Below are 19,772 nucleotides of genomic sequence, written 5' to 3'. Positions count from 1 at the left end.
GCAAACGCCCACTATGGTCACCCGCCCAGGAAGCGGCCACAGTGAAGCCATGACTCGGGGGGATGCAGGTCGGCCGGCATGGCCGAGCGCGCGCTTAGGCTACGGCGTGCTGACGGCGGCCGCGATCGCCGTGGCGCTGGTCTATCTCGACCGGGTGTTCCTGGAAGCCCCGCTCTATACCGGCGCCGAGAGCACCCATCTGGTCCATGCGCTGTTCGGCAAGACCCTGGCCGCTCGGCCCGATCTGCTGCCGCAGGCCCAGAGCACGGGCGACACCTTGTTCGGCCTGCTGATCCGGGCCCTGACCTACGCGACGCAGAACCTGTTGCCATGGCTGCGGATCCTCGGCGCGGCGGCCTATTTCGGCGGGCTGGCTTTGGCGCTGGCCAGCGTGCGCACGAGCATGGACCGGCCAGGCTGGATCGCCGCGGCGCTGCTCGCCCTCGCCTATCCCTACTACCGCTTCGCGGCCGCCGCCCTGCCCGAGGGCTGGTACGTCCTGCTGCTGGGCGCCGCCGTGCTGGCCACGGCGCGGCTCTATGGCCCGCGGCCAATCGCCCATGCGGCGCTGGCCGGCGTCCTAGTCGGCGCCCTCACCCTGCTCAAGCCGCAGGGGCCGGCGCTCGGGATCGCTCTGCTGTTGCTGGCGGTGGTCGACCTGCTGCTGGGAAGGCGGGATCTGCGCATCTTCGTCGGGCGGATCGCGGTGCTGGCGGCGGCCTTCCTGGCAAGCGTGAACCTGCTGCAACTGGCCGCGAACCAGGCGTCCAGCGAGCCGCTGACCTTCTATCTCGAGCATCGCTACGACGGCCTCCTGGAGGGCGCGATCAGTCAGGACGGCTGGATCGCCGGCGCGCGCGGGCTCGTGGCGATGGCTGCGAGTTGCGTGATGCTGGCCGGCATTCCGGCCCTGACGGGCCTGCTGCGCGTGGAGATGCGCTGGCGCTGGCACCGCGGTCGCGGCCGCTTCTTCCTAACCCCGCACGAGGCGAGCTTCCTGCTGGTGCTGTTCACCGCGGCCCTGACGCTCGTGCTGACCGCCCTGCTAGGCACTGGCGAGGCGGCCAATCCGACCCGCATCTGGGGACGCCAGTTCGAGGCGCTGGTCCCACTGCTGTGGATCGCGGCGGCCCCGTTCATCGGGGAGTTCGACCGCGCCGGCGGTCGCTGGTGGCGGCTGGCCATGGGGGCGGTCCCAGTCGTCGGCCTGTCGGTGCTGACCGCCTGCCTGCTCGGCGGCGTGGTCCCGCGCGCCTGGGACGCCGCGGCGCTGAGCGCCTTTTCGCTGGAAAGCCCGATCACCGCCATCCTGGCGGGCGCCATCGTCGTGGCGGCCGGCGCGGCCACCGCGTTCAGAACCTGGCCGGTGATGGGCGTCTGGCTGACGGCCTTTGTGGCGTTGGCGGCGCTGTCGACCGCCCTGGACGTCCGTTGGGAGCGCGCCACATCGGCCGCCCGCGGCGCGCTGGCCCAGGACCTGACCGCGGCCGCGGCGATCATCGAACAGCGGCCAGGGGGCGTCGCGCTGCTGGCGCAGGATCCGATCCAGGCGCGCCTGGCCTATCTGCGGCTCCGGGCCCGGCCGATCACGGTCCAGGCCGCCCCCGACGCCGCGCGGTTGACCGAGATCGACACCATCGTCTCACTCGGCGCACAGGCGCCCGGCCCCGGTTGGAAGGTCTCCTTCCATGGCGCCGGCTTGACCGTCTATACCCGTCAAACGGGGCCCTCCGCCTCGGCGCGCGCATCGCTCGCGGGCGGTGGAGGTCTTCTGTCGGAGCCAGGAAGCAGCTAAGAGCGCGCAGAATCTTCGCGCCGCCGCGGCCGCGACATAAGGGACACGGACGGAACGATGCTCACCTGGTTCCAGGCTTTGATGCCTAAGGAATTGAAATTCTTCGACCTCTTCAGCGCCCACGCCGAGAAGCTGGTGGAGGGCGCGACCGCTCTGCGCGAGGTCCTGCAAGGCGGCGACGGGGTAGCCGAGGCCTGCGCCCGCGTCGTGGCGCACGAGGATGCGGCCGACGCGATCACCCGCGAGGTGCTGCTGAACGTGCGCCGCTCGTTCATCACCCCCTTCGACCGCAGCGACATCCAGGACCTGATCACCTCGCTCGACGACGCGATCGACCAGATGCACAAGACGGTGAAGGTCGTCAGCCTGTTCGAACTGCGCGAGTTCGAAGATCCGATGCGGGAGATGGCCGACATCATCGTCGAGGCCGCCGTGCTGACCCGCGAGGCCGTCGGCCTCCTGAGCAACATGCGCCAGAATGTGACGCGGCTCAGCCAGCTTACCGAACAGATCACCCACATCGAGGATCGCTCGGACGCGATCTATGACGCCGGCCGCAAGGCCCTGTTCCTGGCCCATCGGCACGACGACCCGATGGCGTTCGTCGTCGGGGTCGACGTCTACAGCCACCTGGAAAAGGTCATGGACCGCTTCGAGGACGTGGCGAACTGCATCAGCGGCATCGTAATCGAGCAGGTCTAGCCCACGTGGAACTCCTCGCCGGCTACGGCCCGCTGCTGATCTTCCTGATCTTCGTGGCGTTGGCCTTCGACTTCCTGAACGGGCTGCACGACGCGGCCAACTCGATCGCCACCATCGTGGCGACGCGGGTGCTACCGCCCTTCATCGCCGTCGCCTGGGCGGCGTTCTTCAACTTCATCGCCTTCCTCTTCTTCGGCCTGCACGTGGCCAAGACCGTGGGCGCGGGGCTGGTCATGCCCGAGTTGATCAGCGACGGGCTGATCTTCTCGGCGCTGATCGGGGCGATCGGCTGGAACCTGCTCACCTGGTGGGCGGCGATCCCCTCCTCGTCTTCGCATGCGCTGATCGGCGGGCTGGTCGGTGCGGGCGTCGCCAAGGCCGGGATGGGCGCCGTCATGTGGGGCGGCCTCTCCAAGACCCTGTTCGCCATCGTGCTGTCGCCGGCGACCGGCTTCATCCTCGCGCTGTTCCTGGTGTTGATCGTCTCGTGGCTGTTCGTGCGGCTGACGCCGTTCGCGGTGGATGGAGTGTTCCGAAAACTGCAGTTCGTGTCGGCCTCGCTCTATTCGCTGGGCCATGGCGGCAACGACGCCCAGAAGACCATGGGCATCATCGCCGCCCTGCTGATCGCGCACGGCATGGGCCCGAGCGACGGCGAGTTCCACGTGCCGCTGTGGGTGGTGCTGTCCTGTCAGGCGGCGATGGGCCTGGGCACGCTGTTCGGCGGCTGGCGGATCGTCCACACCATGGGCTCGCGGATCACCCGCCTGACCCCGATGCAGGGCTTCTGCGCCGAGACCGGCGGGGCGATCACCCTGTTCGCCGCCACCAGCCTCGGCGTGCCGGTCTCGACCACCCACACCATCACCGGCGCCATCGTCGGCGTCGGCGCGGCCAAGCGGGTCTCGGCGGTGCGCTGGGGCGTGGCCAAGGAGATCGTCACCGCCTGGGTCGTGACCCTGCCCGCGGCGGCGATTATCGGCGCCCTGACCTACTGGGCGGCCGGACGCTTCATGGGTTAGTCGTCGACCATGGCGCGGGCGGCGACGTCCGCGGCCGGGTCGAAGTCGGCGCGGGGATAGTCCTTCCCGCGCTTGACGGTCAGGGTGATGGTGCGCAGGGCGCGGATGTCCTGGCTCGGATCCTGGCCGGTGAACACCAGGTTGGCGAGCTTGCCCGCCTCGATGGTTCCGAAGTCCGGGGTCTTGCTGACGGCCAGCGCGCCATTGCGGGTCGCCGCGACGATGGCCTGCATCGGCGAAAAGCCCGATCTGTCGACCAGCAGCTCCAGTTCCTCGTAGAGGGCCGGATAGGCCGCGGCAGGGTTGGAGAAGCCGTCGGTGCCGGCCGAGATGATCACGCCGGCCTTCAGCGCCTGAGAGGTCAGCTGGGCGGCGAGCTCGGTGGAGCAGTAGGGCTTGCTGGGCCGGCCCTTCATCGCCTCGTAGATACGGACAGTGGCGTCGAGGACGACGCCGTCCCGGCGCATCGTGGCCAGCAGCGGGGCGATCTGCGGGTGCACGTCCTTGCCGAACTTCTCTTCCTGGACCGCCGCGCGCCGGTGGTAGCCGGTCGGGAACTGGTCGGAGACCTGGTAGGCCAGCATGCAAACGTGGCTCACGCTGTCGGGCCGCGCAGCCAGAACCTCCGCCGGGGTGGCCGGGAACACCGCGCCATGCGTCCAGACCTGGAGCTCCTGGCGGTGGGCCTCGGCGGTGATGCGCGCGACCTCGGCGCCTGGCAGGTTGGCGTAAATCTTGATCGCCGCGGCGCTGGTTCCCTTGGCCTCAGCCACCGCCTGACGGATGTCGGTGTCGGGGCGGATGGCCTGCATCCAGGGAACCTGGCCGCCGACCGCGCCGAGCGAGGCGGCGCCGACGCGGGGGTCGTCGAAGAACGACGGGCCGGCCATCAAGGCCGCATAGTGGATGTCGGGCCCGGGGATCTCGCCGATGCGCGTGGCGCGGGCCAAGTCTGCGATATTGCGCAGGTCGTCGGCCATGTCGCGGGTCGAGGTGATCCCGCTGTAGAGGTCCCGCTTGAGCTGGGCCTCGGCGAAGCGGCGGTTCGGCGGGGTGGCCAAGTGCTGGTGGCTGTCGGTTAGGCCCGGCAGCACAAACCTGCCGGTCATGTCGACGATCCGAGTGTCCGGCGACAGCTTGAAGGCGATCTCGCCTTCCTTCCAGACGCGCTCGATCCGCTCTCCGCGGACGAGGATATTCATGGCCGCGCGGGCCGGCGCGCCGGTCCCGTCGATGAGCGTGACGTTGCGATAGACGGTCTGGGCCTCGACCGGCGGCTCCTGAGCGAGCGCGACGGCGGGCGAGAGGGCGAGGACAGCGGCGAGCGCGGTGAGGCAGGAGCGGATCATGCCCCTGCCCTAACCGTCTCCCTGGCCCGCCTCAACGCCTAAGCGTCAGCGCGGAAGCTTGCTGGTCCCCATCAGGTATTCGTCGACCGCCTGGGCGCACTGACGGCCCTCGCGGATCGCCCAGACCACCAGCGACTGGCCGCGGCGCATGTCGCCGCAGGAGAAGATGTTGGCCGAGGTGGTCTTGTAGTCGCTGACCGGCGCCTTGACGTTGCCGCGCGGGTCGAGCTCCGCGCCCGACTGGGCGATGAATTCGTTGTGGCGAGGGCCGACGAAACCCATGGCCAGCAGCACCAGATCGGCCTTGATCTGGAACTCGCTCCCGGCGACCTCCTGCAGCGACTGGCGGCCGTCCGCGCCGACGACCCATTCGACGCGGACGCACTCGACCGCCTCGACCTTGCCGTTGGAACCGATGAAGCGCTTGGCCGAGACGGCGAAGTCGCGCTCGCAGCCCTCTTCGTGGCTGGAGGAAGTGCGCAGCTTCAGCGGCCAGTCCGGCCAGGTCAGTTGCTTGTTCTCGCGAACCGGCGGCTGCGGCATGATTTCCAGCTGGGTGACCTGGACCGCGCCATGCCGGTTCGAGGTGCCGATGCAGTCGCTGCCGGTGTCGCCGCCGCCGATCACGACGACATGCTTGCCGGTGGCCGAGATGCCGCCGGTCGGCGCCGCGCGCAGTTCGTCGTCGCCGGCGTTGCGCTTGTTCTGCTGGGTCAGGAAGTCCATCGCGAAATGGACGCCGGCCAGTTCGCGGCCCGGGATCGGCAGGTCGCGCGGATCTTCCGCCCCGCCGGCCATGACGAGCACGTCGTAATCGTCGAGCAGGCGCTGGACCGAGACGGTCTTGCCGACCTCGAAGTTGGTCCGGAAGATCACGCCCTCACCTTCCATCTGCGCCACGCGGCGGTCGATGAGGTGCTTCTCCATCTTGAAGTCCGGGATGCCGTAGCGCAGCAGGCCGCCGATCCGGTCGTTCTTCTCGAACACGGTCGGGGCGTGGCCGGCGCGGGCCAGTTGCTGGGCGCAGGCCAGGCCGGCCGGGCCCGAACCGACGACGGCGATGCGCTTGCCGGTGCCGCGCGGCGACATCTGCGGCTTGATCCAGCCTTCCTGCCAGCCCCGGTCGACGATCTCGCACTCGATGGTCTTGATGGTGACCGGCGTGTCGATGATGTTCAGGGTGCAGGACGCCTCGCAGGGCGCCGGGCACACCCGGCCGGTGAACTCCGGGAAGTTGTTGGTCGACTGGAGGTTCTCCAGCGCCGTCTTCCATTGGTCGCGATAGACTAGGTTGTTGAAGTCCGGGATCTGGTTGTTCACCGGGCAGCCCTGGTGACAGAACGGAATTCCGCAGTCCATGCAGCGCGCGGCCTGCTTGGACACGTCCGCCGCCGGCATGGGGTGGACGAATTCCTTCCAGTTCTTCAGGCGCTCCTGCGGCGCTTCGTAAGTGCGTTCCTGGCGCTCGATCTCGAGAAAGCCGGTGACCTTACCCATGATGCTGTCCTCCGACTTTCAATCTATTCCGCGGCCACGGCCGCAGCCGCTTGCCGCTCGGCCGCCATGTCCTGCAGGGCGCGGCGGTAATCTTTGGGCATGACCTTCACGAACGAGCCGAGGGTCTGATCCCAGTTCTCCAGAATCTGACGGGCGCGCTCGGACCCCGTGTAGAGGTGATGGCGCTCGATCAGGATGCGCAGGCGTTCGGCGTCGAAGCGCAGCACGTCGCCCATGCCGTTGTTGTCGACCGACAGCGAACGCTGGCTTGGGCGGTACGGCTCGTCCTCGCGGCTCGGCGCGGTCGCCGGCTCGACCTTTTCAAGGTCGACCATCGCCTTGTTGCAGAGGTCGGCGAAGCGCCCTTTGGGGTCGTAGACATAGGCGACGCCGCCGGACATGCCGGCCGCGAAGTTGCGGCCCGTATCGCCCAGCACGACCACCACGCCGCCGGTCATGTATTCGCAGCCGTGGTCGCCCACGCCTTCGACGACGGTCACCGCGCCGGAGTTACGGACGGCGAAGCGCTCGCCAGCCACGCCCTGGATGTAGGCCTCGCCGGCGATGGCGCCGTAGAGCACGGTATTGCCGGCGATGATGTTCTGGGTCGGATCGCGACGCGCCTCGGCCGGCTGGCGCACGACAATGCGGCCGCCCGAGAGGCCCTTGCCGACATAGTCGTTGCCGTCGCCGGTCAGCTCCAGCGTCACGCCGCGGGCGGCGAAGGCGCCGAAGCTCTGGCCGGCCTGGCCGCGGAACTTGATGGTGATGGTGTCCTCAGGCAGGCCGGCATGGCCATAGCGCTTGGCGACCTCACCCGAGAGCATGGCCCCCGCGGTGCGGTTGATGTTCTTGATCGCGTACTCAAGCAGGACCGGTTCGCCCTTCTCCAGCGCCGCAGCAGCGTCGGCGATGAGGGTATTGTCCAGCGCCTTGCCCAGGCCATGGTCCTGGCGGTCCATGTTCCAGAGGCCCTTGGCGCCTTCCGGAGCGGCCGCATGGAGCAGCTTGGACAAGTCGACGCCTTCAGCCTTCCAGTGATCGACGGCGTCACGGGCGTCGAGGCGGTCGACGCGGCCGACCATCTCGTTGACCGTCCGGAAGCCGAGCGACGCCATGATCTCGCGCAGTTCTTCAGCGACGAAGAAGAAGTAGTTGATCACGTGTTCGGGCTGGCCGGTGAAGCGCGCGCGCAGCACCGGGTCCTGAGTCGCCACGCCCACCGGGCAGGTGTTCAGGTGGCATTTGCGCATCATGATGCAGCCGGCCGCAATCAGCGGGGCGGTCGCGAAGCCGAACTCGTCGGCGCCCAGCAGGGCGGCGATGGCGACATCACGGCCGGTCCGCAGGCCGCCGTCCGCCTGGACCGCCACGCGGGTGCGCAGGCCGTTGAGCAGCAGGGTCTGCTGGGTCTCGGCCAAACCGATTTCCCAGGGCGAGCCCGCGTGGGTCAGGGAGGTCAGGGGCGAGGCGCCGGTGCCGCCCTCGAAGCCCGAGATGGTAATGTGGTCGGCGCGCGCCTTGGCGACGCCAGCGGCCACAGTGCCGACGCCGACTTCCGACACCAGCTTCACGGAGATGCGGGCGCCCGAATTGACGTTCTTCAGGTCGTGGATCAGCTGGGCCAGATCCTCGATCGAATAGATGTCGTGGTGCGGCGGCGGGCTGATCAGGCCGACGCCCGGCGTCGAGTGACGGACGCGGGCGATGTTCTTATCGACCTTATGGCCAGGAAGCTGGCCGCCCTCGCCGGGCTTTGCGCCCTGGGCCATCTTGATCTGGATGTCGTCGGCGTTGACCAGATACTCGGCGGTGACGCCGAACCGGCCCGAGGCCACCTGCTTGATCGCCGAGCGCATCGAATCGCCGTTCGGCAGCGGTTTGAAGCGGTCGGCCTCCTCGCCGCCCTCCCCGGTGTTCGAGCGGCCGCCGATGCGGTTCATGGCCACGGCGAGCGTGGTGTGGGCTTCACGGCTGATCGAGCCGAAGCTCATCGCACCGGTGGCGAAGCGCTTGACGATCTCGCTGGCCGGCTCGACCTCTTCGATCGGAACCGGGGTCTCGTTGAAGTTGAAGCGCATCAGGCCACGGATGGTCAGCAGGCGCTCCGACTGCTCGTTGATGCTCTCGGCGAAGGCCCGGTAGTCATCCGAGCGGCCGCCGCGCACGGCGTGCTGCAGCTTGGAGACGCTTTCCGGCGTCCAGGCGTGCTGTTCGCCGCGCAGACGGAAAGCGTAGCTGCCGCCGACGTCCAGCATGGTCGCGTAGATCGGGTTGTCCCCGTAAGCGTCACGGTGACGACGCACGGACTCCTCGGCGACCTGGGCCAGACCGATGCCCTCGATCGTCGTCGCGGTGCCGGTGAAGTACTTCTCGATTAGTTCAGACGATAGGCCGACAGCGTCGAAGATCTGAGCGCCGCAGTACGACTGGTAGGTCGAGATGCCCATCTTGGACATGACCTTCAGGATGCCCTTGCCGATGGCCTTGATGTAGTTCTTGCGAACGTCATAGGCCGAGACCGTGATCCCCTCGCGGACGCGCAGGTTCTCCAGAGTTTCGAAGGCGAGGTACGGGTTCACCGCCTCGGCGCCGTAGCCGGCCAGGACGCAGAAGTGGTGCACTTCGCGCGCTTCGCCGGTCTCGATCACAAGGCCGGTCTGCATGCGCAGCCCCTGGCGGATCAGGTGATGGTGCACGGCGGCGGTGGCCAGGGCGGCCGGGATCGGGATGCGGTCCGAGCCGACCCGGCGGTCCGACAGGATCAGGATGTTCTTGTCGGCCAGGACGTTGTCGGTGGCCTCACGACACACGCGCTCGATCGCCCGCTCCAGGCCCGCAGCGCCCTCGTCGGCCGCCCAGGTGGTGTCGATCGTCGCCGTGCGGAACGAACCGTCGAGCAGTTCGCTGATCGAGCGGATTTTCGACAGATCCTCATTGGTGAGGATCGGTTGCGAGACTTCCAGGCGCTTGTGGGTGCCGGCGTGACGGCCGAGAAGGTTCGGGCGCGGGCCGATCATCGACACGAGGCTCATAACCAGTTCCTCGCGGATCGGGTCGATGGGCGGGTTCGTGACCTGGGCGAAGTTCTGCTTAAAGTAGTCGTAGAGCAGCTTCGAACGCTTCGACAGCACCGCGATCGGAGTGTCGGCGCCCATGGAGCCGATCGGGTCCTCGCCGGTGGTCGCCATAGGCGCCAGGAAGAACTGCTCGTCTTCCTGGGTGTAGCCGAACGCCTGCTGGCGATCGAGCAACTGGGCCGCGTCGTTGGACAGCGCCTCGTTGAAGGCGATCTCGGGCAGTTCTTCCAGCTTGAACTGGGTCTCGCTCAGCCAGTCGGCATAGGGCTCGGCCTCGGACAGGGAGCGCTTGATCTCCTCGTCTTCGATAATCCGACCTTCTTCCATGTCGATAAGCAGCATCTTGCCCGGCTGCAGACGCCACTTGCGGACGATGCGCTCCTCGGGAACCGTCAGCACGCCGACTTCCGAAGCCATGATCACATGGTCTTCGTCGGTGATGATGAAGCGGGCCGGACGCAGGCCGTTACGGTCGAGGGTGGCGCCGATCTGGCGGCCGTCGGTGAAGGCGACGGCGGCGGGGCCGTCCCACGGCTCCATAAGGGCGGCGTGGTACTCGTAGAAAGCCTTGCGCTTGGCGTCCATCAGCGGGTTGCCGGCCCAAGCCTCCGGGATCAGCATCATGACCGCGTGGGCCAGCGGATAGCCGCCGGCGACCAGCAGTTCGAGCGCGTTGTCGAGGCAGGCGGTGTCCGACTGACCGTGCGGGATCAGCGGCCACATCTTATTGAGGTCGGGGCCCAGCAGATCGCTTTCCAGCGTGCGCCGGCGCGCGTTCATCCAGTTCACGTTGCCGCGGACGGTGTTGATTTCGCCGTTGTGGGCGATGAACCGGTACGGGTGGGCCAGCTTCCAGGAAGGGAAGGTGTTGGTTGAGAACCGCTGGTGCACCAGGGCCAGGGCCGACTCGCAGCGCTCGTCCAGCAGGTCCTGGTAGAAGGTCCCGACCTGGTCGGCGAGCAGCAGACCCTTGTAGACAACGGTACGGGTCGACAGCGACGGCATGTAGAGGTCGGCGATGCTGGGGATGCCGTGCTTCACGGCCAATTCCGCCAGCGGGTTCTGGGTCTGCTTGCGGACCGCCAGGAGCTTGCGCTCGTGAGCGTCCTGGCTGCGGATGTTCGGGCCGCGTCCGATGATCGCCTGGCGGATGACCGGCATGTCGGCGAGCACGGCGGCGCCGAGGCCGTCGAGGTTCACCGGCACGTCGCGCCAGCCCAGCAGGGGCTGATGCTCGACCTTCAGGAAGTGCTCGAACTGAGCCATCACGATGTCGCGCGCGGCGTCGTCGCTGGGCAAGAAGCACATGGCGACGGCGTATTCGCCGGCCGGCGGCAGGTCGACGCCCTCCTTGGAGGCCCAGTCGCGGATCAGAGCATCGGGAATCTGAATCAGAATCCCGGCGCCGTCGCCGACCAGCGGGTCGGCGCCGACCGCGCCGCGGTGATCCAGGTTGATCAGGATCTCCAGGCCGGCGGTCACGACCTCATGCGATTTGCGGCCTTTAATATTGGCCACAAACCCCACACCGCACGCATCGTGTTCGTTGCGCGGGTCGTAAAGACCTTGCCGCTCGGGAGCTCCCATCCGGATACCTCGCTCTCAAAACTCGGGCACGCAGCAAGGCCGGCTTTCGGCGACCGTTGTTGCGCGCAAATTCGGCGGGCATTTACCCGGCAAGATCAGCCCTTGTCGATGGGCCTGCGCGCGTCGAATTGAAAAGATTTTCTAAGGTGCGACGTCTAGTAGCAACTTATCGGCGTCTCGCGCGGCGTTGCAGCCGGTCAGGACCATGGCCGTGGAAAGCTCGGCCCGTAGCGTTCCCAACATCTTGGCGACCATCGGCCGGCCCCCTGCCCCCAACGCATAGGCCCAGGCGCGGCCGATGAAGCAGGCCTTGGCGCCGAGGCTGAGCGCCTTGAGCACGTCCAAACCTGAGCGGATCCCGCCGTCCATAAGCACTTCGAGGTCATTTCCGACCGCATCGACTATGGCCGGCAGGGCCGAGATCGAAGAGCGGACGCCGTCCAACTGGCGGCCGCCATGGTTGGACACGACGAGGCCCTGAGCCCCGGCGCGGACGGCGTCGCGCGCGTCCTCGGGATCGAGCAGGCCCTTGATGACGATCGGGCCATCCCAGACCTCGCGAACGAAGTCGAGATCCTTCCAGGTGACCGATCGATCAAAATTCTTTGCGATCCAGCTGAGAAAATCGGTGACGCTGCGTCCCTGGGGAATCGCCCCGGCCACCGAGCCCAGGCTGTGCGGACGCCCGTTCAACCACACGTCCCACAGCCATTCCGGATGAGTCACCCCCTGCCAGGCGGTGTTCATCGCCCCCGAGACCCCCGTCGCGCCGGTGAAGCCCGAGCGAACGTCACGATAGCGCGCGCCGGGCAGCGGCAGGTCGACCGTGAACACCAGCACCGGGCAGCCGGCCGCCTTGGCGCGGGCGAGCAGCTCGCGCATGTAGCCGCGGTCCTTGAGCATGTAGAGCTGGAACCAGGGCGCCTTTCCGGACTCGGCGACCTCCTCGACCGAACAGACTCCGACCGTCGACAGGCAGAACGGTACCCCAGCGACGGCGGCGGCCTTGGCGGCCTGAACCTCGCCCCGGCGGGCGTACATGCCGGCCATGCCCACCGGCGAAAGGCCGATCGGCATGGTCATCTTCTGGCCCAGCACCTCGACCGACATGTCGAGTTGGGTCATGTCGCGCATCACCCGCTGGCGCAGGGCGAGGGCTTCGATGTCGGCGACGTTCCGCTCCAGCGTGACCTCGGCGTAGGAGCCGCCGTCGATGTACTCGAAGAACATCTTCGGAAGGCGTCGCCTCGCAAGCTCGCGATAGTCGGCGACCGATGCGGGCTTCATGGAATGTCCCCCCTGTATGTGTGGCCAATGCTATGAGGAGTCGCTACGCAGAGCGCATGAGCAATCTGCGCGTCTGGATGTCCGCCGCCGCTGTCTGCGGCTTTCTTGCCGTCGCCTTCGGCGCGTTCGCAGCTCATGGCGTCACCGATCCCAAGGCCAAGGATTGGATGCATACGGGTGCAATCTACGCATTCCTGCACGCATTGGCAGTCTTCGCGTCAGTGGTCGTGGTTAACGCCGGGGGGCGGCTGGCGCGGATCACGCCGCCGATTTTCCTGAGCGGCGTCATCATCTTCTCCGGAACCCTCTTCGCCATGGCGCTTGGCGCGCCGCGCTGGTTCGGAGCGATCACCCCCATCGGCGGGGTGCTGTTCATGCTCGGCTGGGCGTTGCTGGCCTTGGCCGCGCTGCAAAGGCCTCAGGACTGAGTTGACTTAGGCAAGGCCAGGACGCGCAGCGCCACCGCAGAACCGATCACGGCCAGTCCCATCACCACCGCCATCGGCCGCGGCGTCCCGTCGTGGAAGGCGCCCGAAAGGCTGGCCGCCAGCGCCCCGACGCCGAATGAGGCGCCGCCCATCAGGGCCGAGACAGAACCGGCTCGCCGCGGGTCGACATTGAGCGCTCCAGCCATTGTGTTGCCCTGCATGAAGCCGTAGCTGGCCAGCAGCACGAAGAGCAGCGGCAGAATGCTCCAACGCTCGCCGAAACCCGTCAGAGCCGCGATGGTCAGGGCGATCGAGGCCAACACCGCCGCCTGGCTGGCCCGCTCGAGCACCTCGTCAGGAGTGGCGCGACGCAGCAGATAGCGGTTCACCTGGCTGGCGCCGATGATCGCCGCGGCGTTGAGACCGAACACCAAGCCGAATTGCTGAGGCGAGATGCCATAGGTCCCGATCAGCAGGTCCGGCGAGGCCGAGATGTAAGTGAACAGGGTGGCGCCGTTCAGCGCTCCGGCCAGGGCGTAGCCGACCAGACGCGGCTGGCGCAGCAGGGCCAGATACGCCTTCAGCGGATTTTCCGATGCGGCCTGAGCGGCGGTCTCTTCCGAGCGCGATTCCTTGAGCCAGAGCAGGGTCGCCGCGCCGCAGGCCAGACCGAACACCGCCAGCGCCCAGAAGTTCAGCCGCCAGCCGCCGAGCGTCAACAGCAGGCCGCCCAGCATCGGCGCGAGGATCGGCGCAAGCCCCATGATCAGGGTCATCAGCGACAGCATCCGCGCAGTCTCGGTGTGGTTGAAGCGGTCGCGAACCACGGCGCGGGCCACGACCCCGCCGGCGCAACCGCCGAGCGCCTGGACGAACCTGGCGGCGACCAACATGTCGCCCGAGGTGGCGAGCGCGCACGCGACCGAGGCGGCGACGTAGATCGCCACACCCAGCAGAATCGGGCCGCGGCGCCCGAAGCGATCGGAGGCCGGGCCGTAGAAGAACTGGCCGATCGCCATGCCGGCGAAGAACGCCGCCACCGTCCCTTGCGTCTGCGCCGCGCTGGCGCGCAGGTCGGCGCCGATGGCCGGCAAGCTGGGCAGGTACATGTCGATGGACATCGGCGCGAAGGCGGTCAGCGCCCCGAGCAGGAACACCAGGCCCCAGGGCGTGCGGTCGGCGGCGGCGGCTTGCTGGCTGGTCATCGCCCCCTTCTAGCGTCATTCGCGCCGAACGCGCCAAGCCGCGCTTGCCTTCCGCGCAAGGAACCCTGGCAAGCTCGGCCAAACCTTCGGAGGAAGCCCGCCATGTCGACCGCCCTCGCCCGCCAGATGCCGCCCGCCCAGTATGCCAAGGTCAACGGCATCGACATGGCCTATTACGAAGTCGGACCGCGCGGACAGGGCGTGCCGCTGATCTTCTGCCACGGCTTTCCGGAGCTGGCGTTCTCGTGGCGCCACCAGTTGGCGGCCTGCGAGGCGGCCGGGGTCTGGGCCATCGCGCCGGACCAGCGCGGCTATGGCCTGACCGAGCGGCCGGAAGCTGTCACCGACTACGACATGGAGCACCTGACCGGCGACCTGATCGGGCTGCTGGACCACCTGGGCGCGGCCAAGGGTGTGTTCGTCGGCCACGACTGGGGCGGGATCGTCGTCTGGCAGCTGCCGCTGATGCATCCGGACCGCGTCGCTGGAATCATCGGGCTCAACACCCCGTTCATGCGCCGCGCGCCGCTCGACCCGATCGAGGGCATGCGCAAGGTGTTCGGCGAGGACATGTACATCGTGTGGTTCCAGAAGCCGGGGATCGCCGACGCGGCGCTGGCCGCCGACGTCGACAAGACCATGCGGTTCTTCATGCGCAAGCCGGCCGCCGTGGCGCAGGCCGCCGCCCCGCCCGCCGGCGGATCGACGTTTGCGTTCGGCGACGCGCTGAACGCCTGGGACAAGTCCGACACCGCCAACCAGCTGCTGAACGCCGACGAACTGGCCGGTTTCGTCGAGACCTTCCAGGCCACCGGCTTCACCGGCGGGATCAACTGGTATCGCAACTTCACACGCAACTGGGAGCGCTCGGCCGACCTGCCCACCCGCATCGACGGCATCCCCTGCCTGATGATCATGGCCGAGAAGGACGTCGTGCTGTCGCCGGCCATGGCCGACGGCATGGAGGATGTGATCTCCGACCTGGAGAAGGTGCTGATCAAGGACAGCGGCCACTGGACGCAGCAGGAGAAGCCCGAAGAGGTCAACCGGCTCATCCTGGACTGGATGGGGCGCCGCTTCCCGAAGTAGACTGGCGGGGATGGAACGCAACACCCCGCCTTTCGCCGTCTCGAACACATCGCACCGCAAGGGGCTGTATCCGGACAACGAGCCGTTCGCCTACGGCTGGCTGCCGACCAGCGGGGCGCACGAGATCTTCTACGAGGAGTGCGGAAATCGCGACGGCAAGCCATGCGTGATCCTGCATGGCGGCCCGGGCGGAGCGATCAACCCGACGATGCGCCGGTTCTTCAACCCGGCGAAGTGGCGGATGGTGCTGTTCGACCAGCGCGGCTGCGGCAAGTCGCGGCCGAACGCGAGCCTGGAAGACAACACCACCTGGTCGCTGATCGAGGACATCGAGCGGCTGCGCATCCATCTCGGCGTCGAGAAGTGGACGGTGTTCGGCGGCAGCTGGGGCAGCACCCTGGCGCTCGCCTACGCCATCACCCATCCGCATCGGGTCGAGGCGCTGGTCCTGCGCGGCATTTTTCTGCTGACCCAGCGCGAGCTGCGCTGGTTCTACCAGGAGGGCGCCTCAATGCTGTTCCCGGACGCGTGGGCGCGGTTCTGCGCGCCGATCCCGGAGGCCGAGCGCGGCGACATGATGGCCGCCTACCACAAGCGCCTGACCCATACCGACCGCCGCATCCAGGCCGAGGCCGCGGCCGCCTGGAGCCAATGGGAAGGCGACACCATCTCGATCCGCGGACCGGAGGCGCGGCCCTCCAAGTTCAACGAGATCGACTTCGCCATCGCCTTCGCGCGGATCGAGAGCCATTTCTTCGTCAACGGCGGCTTCTTCAAAGAAGACAACTGGATTCTCAACAACATCGACAAGATCCGCGGCATCCCCGGATGGATCGTCCAGGGCCGGTTCGACGTTGTGACGCCGATGGACAGCGCCTGGCGGCTGAAGAGCGCTTGGCCCGAGGCCAGCTTCGACATCGTCTGGGACGCGGGTCACGCCTCGACCGAGCCCGGCATCGTTGACGGTCTGATCCGGGCGACCGATCAGGCGCTGAAGCTCTAGGGACCAAGGGGAGCGCGCCATGGCAGTCACCATCGCCGACGCGCTTCTGTCCCTAAGACCCCTGCCTGGCCTGGCGGTGCTGATGTGCGGCGTGGCCGGGAGCGGAAAGACGACTTTCGCCATGGCGCTCGAAGACGCCGGCTTCCTGCGGTTGTCGATCGACGAGGAGCTCTGGCGCCGTCACGGCCGGTACGGCCTCGACTTTCCCGCCGCCGACTACCCCGCCCTGCTGGAGCCGGTCCGCGTCTGGATGCAGGCCCAGGTCGCCGAGGCGGTGCGCGCCGGCCAGGCCGTGGTGATCGACTCAAGCTTCTGGAGCCGGGCCCATCGCGAGGCGTTCAAGGCCGAGGTCGAGGGCGCTGGCGGGCGTTGGCGGCTGATCTACCTGCACGCCCAGCCAGAGCTGTTGCAGCGGCGGCTTGCCGCCCGCCGTGAGCAGCCGGACCAGCGGGGTGCGATCCCGGTCGACGATGCGATGCTGGCCCGTTTCCTGCGCAGCTTCGAGCCGCCCCTCGGCGAGGGCGAGACGACCGTGACGGTCGCCTGAGCTACATCAGCGCACCCTTGCCGCTGGTGACTTCCGAATAGCGGTGGACGCGCACGGCCTGGACCAGACCGAAACCGATCATCACGGTCAACATGACGGTGCCGCCATAGGACAGCAGCGGCATCGGCACGCCCACGACCGGCGCCAGGCCCATGACCATCGCGCCGTTGATCAGCACGTAGAGCGCGAAGGTCGCAGTGGTGCCGGCCGCCGACAGTCGGCCGAAGTGCGAGTGCGCCAGGGCCGAGGTGCGCAGGGCCATGAAGATCACCGCCCCATAGAGGAACAGCAGCGAGAAGCATCCCAGGAAGCCGAATTCCTCGGCCAGGGTCGCGAAGATGAAGTCGGTCTGCTTCTCGGGCAGGAAGTTCAGCTGGCTCTGCGAGCCGAGCCCGTAGCCTTTGCCGAAGAAGCCGCCGGAGCCCAGCGCGATCTTGGACTGCAGGATGTGATAGCCGGAACCCGAGGGATCGCTCTCTGGATCGAGGAAGGTCAGCACGCGCTTTCGCTGGTAGTCGTGCAGCACGAACATCACGATCGGCGGGACTGCGACGACGAAGGCGGCGATGCCGGCGAAGATAATCCGCCACGACAGCCCCGCCAGCACGACGATGGCCACGCCGGTCATGGCGATGAGCATGGCGGTGCCCAGGTCCGGCTGGTGCATGACGAGCACGGTGGGAGCCCCGATCATCGCGGCCGGCACCAACAGCCACCAGGAGAGCCGCGCGTTGTCGGCCGAAATGCCGTGATAGAACCGCGCCAGGGCCAGCACGATCCCGAGTTTCATGATCTCGGACGGCTGGAAGCTGAACGGTCCGAAGGCCAGCCACCGCTGCGCGCCCATGCGCACGTCCCCGGCCACCTCCACCGCGACCAGCAGCAAGAGGCCTATGCCGTAGAGCGGATAGGAGATCGCAAACCATACCCGCAGGTCGATCATCGCCAGCCCGATCATCAGCGCAAAGCAGAGCGCGAAACGACTGAGGTGCTTGGCGGCCCAGGGTTCCCACGATGACCCGGCGATGGAGAACATCATCAGGGCGCCGGTCCCGGCGATCAGGCAGAGCGCCAGAGCAAACAGCCAGTCGATCTCGGACAGTTTGACGACTAGGCGGTCACGTTCGCCCGGGCGGGTCAGGGCGCTGACGGTCATATCGCGCCTCCAGTCGGGGTGGTTGCGGGCGGCGTCCCCGGAGCGGCGGGCGCGGCCGGCGCGGCGGTGATGGTCGGCGCTTCGGGCGCGACGCCTTCGGCCTCCAGCGGCTCAGGCGCCTCGGGCATCGGCATCGGAGTCTCGATGCGTGAACGCAGCTCCGGGTCCTTCATCAGCGCGACGCGCATGACCTCGCGGGCGCGGGGCGCGCCGGCGGTGGCGCCGCCAAGGCCCCCGTGCTCGACGATGACCGCCACGGCGTACCGCGGATCATCGACCGGGGCGAAGGCGACGAACAGGTTGTGGTCCTTCAGTCGCCAAGTGACGCCCGCGCTGCTTCGAGACGCCAGGCCCGCATAGGAGCGGACCTGGGCGGTGCCGGTCTTGCCGGCCATCTGAATGTCGCCCAGGCCGAGTTGGCTCTGGCGATAGGCGGTGCCGCCGGTGTCGTTCGCGACGGCGACCATGCCGCCGCGGACATAGTCGAGCTGCTCCTTGGTGAACGGCAGGTCCGGCACGTCGTCGCCGTGCGGCCGCTCCACCCCGCCTACGGACTTAATCAAGCGTGGGTTCAGCGCCTTCTTGCCGTTGGCCAGACGCGCGGTCATCACCGCCAACTGCAGGGCGTTCACCGCCACATAGCCCTGGCCGATGCCGTAGCTGACGGAGTCGCCGGGCTGCCACACGGGCTCGCGTTTTACTGCTTTGCGTTTCCACTCGCGGGATCCGACGACGCCTTTCTTCTGGCCTGGAATGCCGATGTCGAAGATCTGACCGAAGCCCATGGCGTGGGCGGCCTTGGCGATCGGGTCCGGCCCCATGCGCAGCGCGGTCTGATAGAAGTAGACATCGCAGGAGTTCTTGATGGCGTCGTGCATGTTCTGCGAGCCATGCCCGCCATGCTTCCAGCAGCGCCAGGTGCGCCCGCCCCAGTACCAGCCGCCGGAGCAATGGATACGCACTTCCGGGTCGATGCCCGCCGTCAGCGCCGCCAGGGCGACCGTCGGCTTGAAGGTCGACCCCGGCGGATAGGTCCCGGTCATCACCTTGTCGAGCAGCGGCTTGCGCTCATACTGCGCCAGGGCGCGATACTCGGGGCCCGACAGTCCTTTGACGAAGCGGTTGGCGTCGAAGCTCGGCGAGGACGCCATGCACAGCAGGTCGCCCGTCCGGCAGTCCATCATCACGATGGCCCCGCTCTCGTCGCCCATCACCTCGAGCGCGCGGTTCTGGATGTCGACGTCCAGCGTCAGCTCGATGCGCTTGCCGGGAATGCTGGGGATATCGCCGGCTTCGTCCTGGCGAACCTCGCGCCCGTTCGCATCGACCTCGACCTTTCTTGCGCCGGCCTTGCCGCGCAGGTCCAGATCGAAGGCCTTCTCCACCCCTTGGCGGCCGATCCGAAAGCCGGGATTGAGCAGGATCGGGTCGGAATTCGGCCCGGTCGAGGTGAGGTCCTCGCGGTTGACCTTGGCGACGTAGCCGATGACATGCGCGAAGGCGCCGCCGTGCGGATAGACCCGCACCTCGCCCATGTCGGCGGTGACGCCCGGCAGTTCCGGGGCTCGGATGTTGATCGCTGAGAACTCGTCCCAGCTCATGTCTTCGAACACCGAGACCGGCACCCGTTTGGGGGTCTGCTTGATGTCCTTGATCAGGCGCAGTTGGCGCGCCTCGTCCAGCGGCACGAAGGTCGACAACGTCTTCAGCGTGCCTTCTACATCTGTCGAGTTGTCCTCGCGGGTCACCAGCAGGCGGAAGTTCGGGCGGTTGGAGGCCAGGATCGCGCCGTTGCGGTCGACGATCAGGCCACGCGGCGGCGGCACCAGGCGGAAATTGAACTGGTTCGAAGCCGAGAGCTTCTCGTAGCGCTGGGTTTCGATGATCTGCAGGTGCGCCAGGCGCGCGCCGAGCGCCCCCAGGCCTAGGCCCGCTATGCCGCCGAGCAGAAACATCCGGCGGTGGAAGACCCCCTGCCGTTCGTTGACCTCGGAGAAGAAGATCGACGGCTCGGCCATCGCTTCG

General features: G+C 67.7%; 14 protein-coding genes. 7 read left to right on the top strand and 7 right to left on the bottom strand.

The window, feature by feature from the left end; all coding sequences use genetic code 11:
- The first annotated feature begins 106 nt into the window (after nucleotides 1-106).
- The 3 genes from GGQ61_RS00730 to GGQ61_RS00720 are packed head-to-tail and all read left to right on the top strand — an operon-like array spanning nucleotide 107 to nucleotide 3,519.
- Complete coding sequence (locus tag GGQ61_RS00730; RefSeq protein WP_183769461.1) at nucleotides 107-1,795, top strand: hypothetical protein; 1,689 nt, start codon at nucleotides 107-109, stop codon at nucleotides 1,793-1,795.
- Between the two features lie 57 nt (nucleotides 1,796-1,852).
- Nucleotides 1,853-2,497, top strand: a complete 645-nt coding sequence (locus GGQ61_RS00725; RefSeq protein WP_183769460.1) for a DUF47 domain-containing protein — start codon at nucleotides 1,853-1,855, stop codon at nucleotides 2,495-2,497.
- A 5-nt stretch (nucleotides 2,498-2,502) separates the two neighbouring features.
- Nucleotides 2,503-3,519, top strand: coding sequence for an inorganic phosphate transporter (locus GGQ61_RS00720; RefSeq protein ID WP_183769459.1), 1,017 nt, complete (start codon nucleotides 2,503-2,505; stop codon nucleotides 3,517-3,519).
- Here GGQ61_RS00720 and GGQ61_RS00715 read toward each other — a convergent pair.
- From GGQ61_RS00715 to GGQ61_RS00700, 4 genes are all read right to left on the bottom strand, one after another.
- Nucleotides 3,516-4,868, bottom strand: a complete 1,353-nt coding sequence (locus GGQ61_RS00715) for an amidohydrolase family protein (protein ID WP_183769458.1) — start codon at nucleotides 4,866-4,868, stop codon at nucleotides 3,516-3,518. The genes GGQ61_RS00720 and GGQ61_RS00715 overlap by 4 nt on opposite strands.
- Before the next feature lie 45 nt (nucleotides 4,869-4,913).
- Nucleotides 4,914-6,365 (bottom strand): glutamate synthase subunit beta, encoded by a 1,452-nt coding sequence (locus tag GGQ61_RS00710; RefSeq protein ID WP_183769457.1) that lies wholly within the window; start codon nucleotides 6,363-6,365, stop codon nucleotides 4,914-4,916.
- A 23-nt stretch (nucleotides 6,366-6,388) separates the two neighbouring features.
- Complete coding sequence (gene gltB, locus GGQ61_RS00705) at nucleotides 6,389-11,032, bottom strand: glutamate synthase large subunit (RefSeq protein ID WP_183769456.1); 4,644 nt, start codon at nucleotides 11,030-11,032, stop codon at nucleotides 6,389-6,391.
- A 141-nt stretch (nucleotides 11,033-11,173) separates the two neighbouring features.
- A complete protein-coding gene (locus tag GGQ61_RS00700) occupies nucleotides 11,174-12,319 on the bottom strand; it encodes an L-lactate dehydrogenase (RefSeq protein ID WP_183769455.1) in 1,146 nt (381 codons plus the stop codon).
- 56 nt (nucleotides 12,320-12,375) lie between these two features.
- Between GGQ61_RS00700 and GGQ61_RS00695 the strand changes: the two genes are divergently transcribed.
- A complete protein-coding gene (locus GGQ61_RS00695; RefSeq protein ID WP_183769454.1) occupies nucleotides 12,376-12,747 on the top strand; it encodes a DUF423 domain-containing protein in 372 nt (123 codons plus the stop codon).
- Here the strand turns inward: GGQ61_RS00695 and GGQ61_RS00690 are convergent.
- Complete coding sequence (locus tag GGQ61_RS00690) at nucleotides 12,738-13,952, bottom strand: multidrug effflux MFS transporter (protein ID WP_183769453.1); 1,215 nt, start codon at nucleotides 13,950-13,952, stop codon at nucleotides 12,738-12,740. The two genes, GGQ61_RS00695 and GGQ61_RS00690, sit on opposite strands and share 10 nt — an antisense overlap.
- 102 nt (nucleotides 13,953-14,054) lie before the next feature.
- Here GGQ61_RS00690 and GGQ61_RS00685 point away from each other — a divergent pair, with 102 nt between their 5' ends.
- Genes GGQ61_RS00685 through GGQ61_RS00675 form a run of 3 tightly spaced genes read left to right on the top strand, consistent with a single transcriptional unit; the run spans nucleotide 14,055 to nucleotide 16,591 of the window.
- Entirely contained in the window at nucleotides 14,055-15,041 is a 987-nt protein-coding gene (locus tag GGQ61_RS00685; RefSeq protein ID WP_221220802.1) for an alpha/beta fold hydrolase, read from the top strand.
- Between the two features lie 10 nt (nucleotides 15,042-15,051).
- On the top strand, nucleotides 15,052-16,044 hold the full coding sequence (gene pip, locus GGQ61_RS00680; protein WP_183769452.1) for a prolyl aminopeptidase: 993 nt from the start codon (nucleotides 15,052-15,054) through the stop codon (nucleotides 16,042-16,044).
- A 19-nt stretch (nucleotides 16,045-16,063) separates the two neighbouring features.
- Nucleotides 16,064-16,591, top strand: a complete 528-nt coding sequence (locus tag GGQ61_RS00675; RefSeq protein WP_183769451.1) for a P-loop nucleotide/nucleoside kinase family protein — start codon at nucleotides 16,064-16,066, stop codon at nucleotides 16,589-16,591.
- A 1-nt stretch (nucleotide 16,592) separates the two neighbouring features.
- Here GGQ61_RS00675 and rodA read toward each other — a convergent pair whose 3' ends face one another.
- Nucleotides 16,593-17,747 (bottom strand): rod shape-determining protein RodA, encoded by a 1,155-nt coding sequence (gene rodA, locus GGQ61_RS00670; protein WP_183769450.1) that lies wholly within the window; start codon nucleotides 17,745-17,747, stop codon nucleotides 16,593-16,595.
- Nucleotides 17,744-19,765, bottom strand: a complete 2,022-nt coding sequence (mrdA, locus tag GGQ61_RS00665; RefSeq protein ID WP_183769449.1) for a penicillin-binding protein 2 — start codon at nucleotides 19,763-19,765, stop codon at nucleotides 17,744-17,746. The genes rodA and mrdA overlap by 4 nt, the downstream gene beginning before the upstream one ends.
- Nucleotides 19,766-19,772 lie beyond the last annotated feature (7 nt).

This window comes from Phenylobacterium haematophilum (assembly GCF_014196295.1).
Taxonomy (GTDB): domain Bacteria; phylum Pseudomonadota; class Alphaproteobacteria; order Caulobacterales; family Caulobacteraceae; genus Phenylobacterium; species Phenylobacterium haematophilum.
Note: the sequence above shows the minus strand (reverse complement) of the source record. Positions and strands in the feature narration are given on the sequence as shown.

Coding starts and splice junctions, on each gene's coding strand:
- GGQ61_RS00710 (WP_183769457.1), bottom strand. CDS start 6,365: ATGGGTAAGGTCACCGGCTTTCTCGAGATCGAGCGCCAGGAACGCACT.
- pip (WP_183769452.1), top strand. CDS start 15,052: ATGGAACGCAACACCCCGCCTTTCGCCGTCTCGAACACATCGCACCGC.
- GGQ61_RS00685 (WP_221220802.1), top strand. CDS start 14,055: ATGTCGACCGCCCTCGCCCGCCAGATGCCGCCCGCCCAGTATGCCAAG.
- GGQ61_RS00690 (WP_183769453.1), bottom strand. CDS start 13,952: ATGACCAGCCAGCAAGCCGCCGCCGCCGACCGCACGCCCTGGGGCCTG.
- GGQ61_RS00715 (WP_183769458.1), bottom strand. CDS start 4,868: ATGATCCGCTCCTGCCTCACCGCGCTCGCCGCTGTCCTCGCCCTCTCG.
- GGQ61_RS00725 (WP_183769460.1), top strand. CDS start 1,853: ATGCTCACCTGGTTCCAGGCTTTGATGCCTAAGGAATTGAAATTCTTC.
- GGQ61_RS00695 (WP_183769454.1), top strand. CDS start 12,376: ATGAGCAATCTGCGCGTCTGGATGTCCGCCGCCGCTGTCTGCGGCTTT.
- mrdA (WP_183769449.1), bottom strand. CDS start 19,765: ATGGCCGAGCCGTCGATCTTCTTCTCCGAGGTCAACGAACGGCAGGGG.
- GGQ61_RS00700 (WP_183769455.1), bottom strand. CDS start 12,319: ATGAAGCCCGCATCGGTCGCCGACTATCGCGAGCTTGCGAGGCGACGC.
- rodA (WP_183769450.1), bottom strand. CDS start 17,747: ATGACCGTCAGCGCCCTGACCCGCCCGGGCGAACGTGACCGCCTAGTC.
- GGQ61_RS00675 (WP_183769451.1), top strand. CDS start 16,064: ATGGCAGTCACCATCGCCGACGCGCTTCTGTCCCTAAGACCCCTGCCT.
- gltB (WP_183769456.1), bottom strand. CDS start 11,032: ATGGGAGCTCCCGAGCGGCAAGGTCTTTACGACCCGCGCAACGAACAC.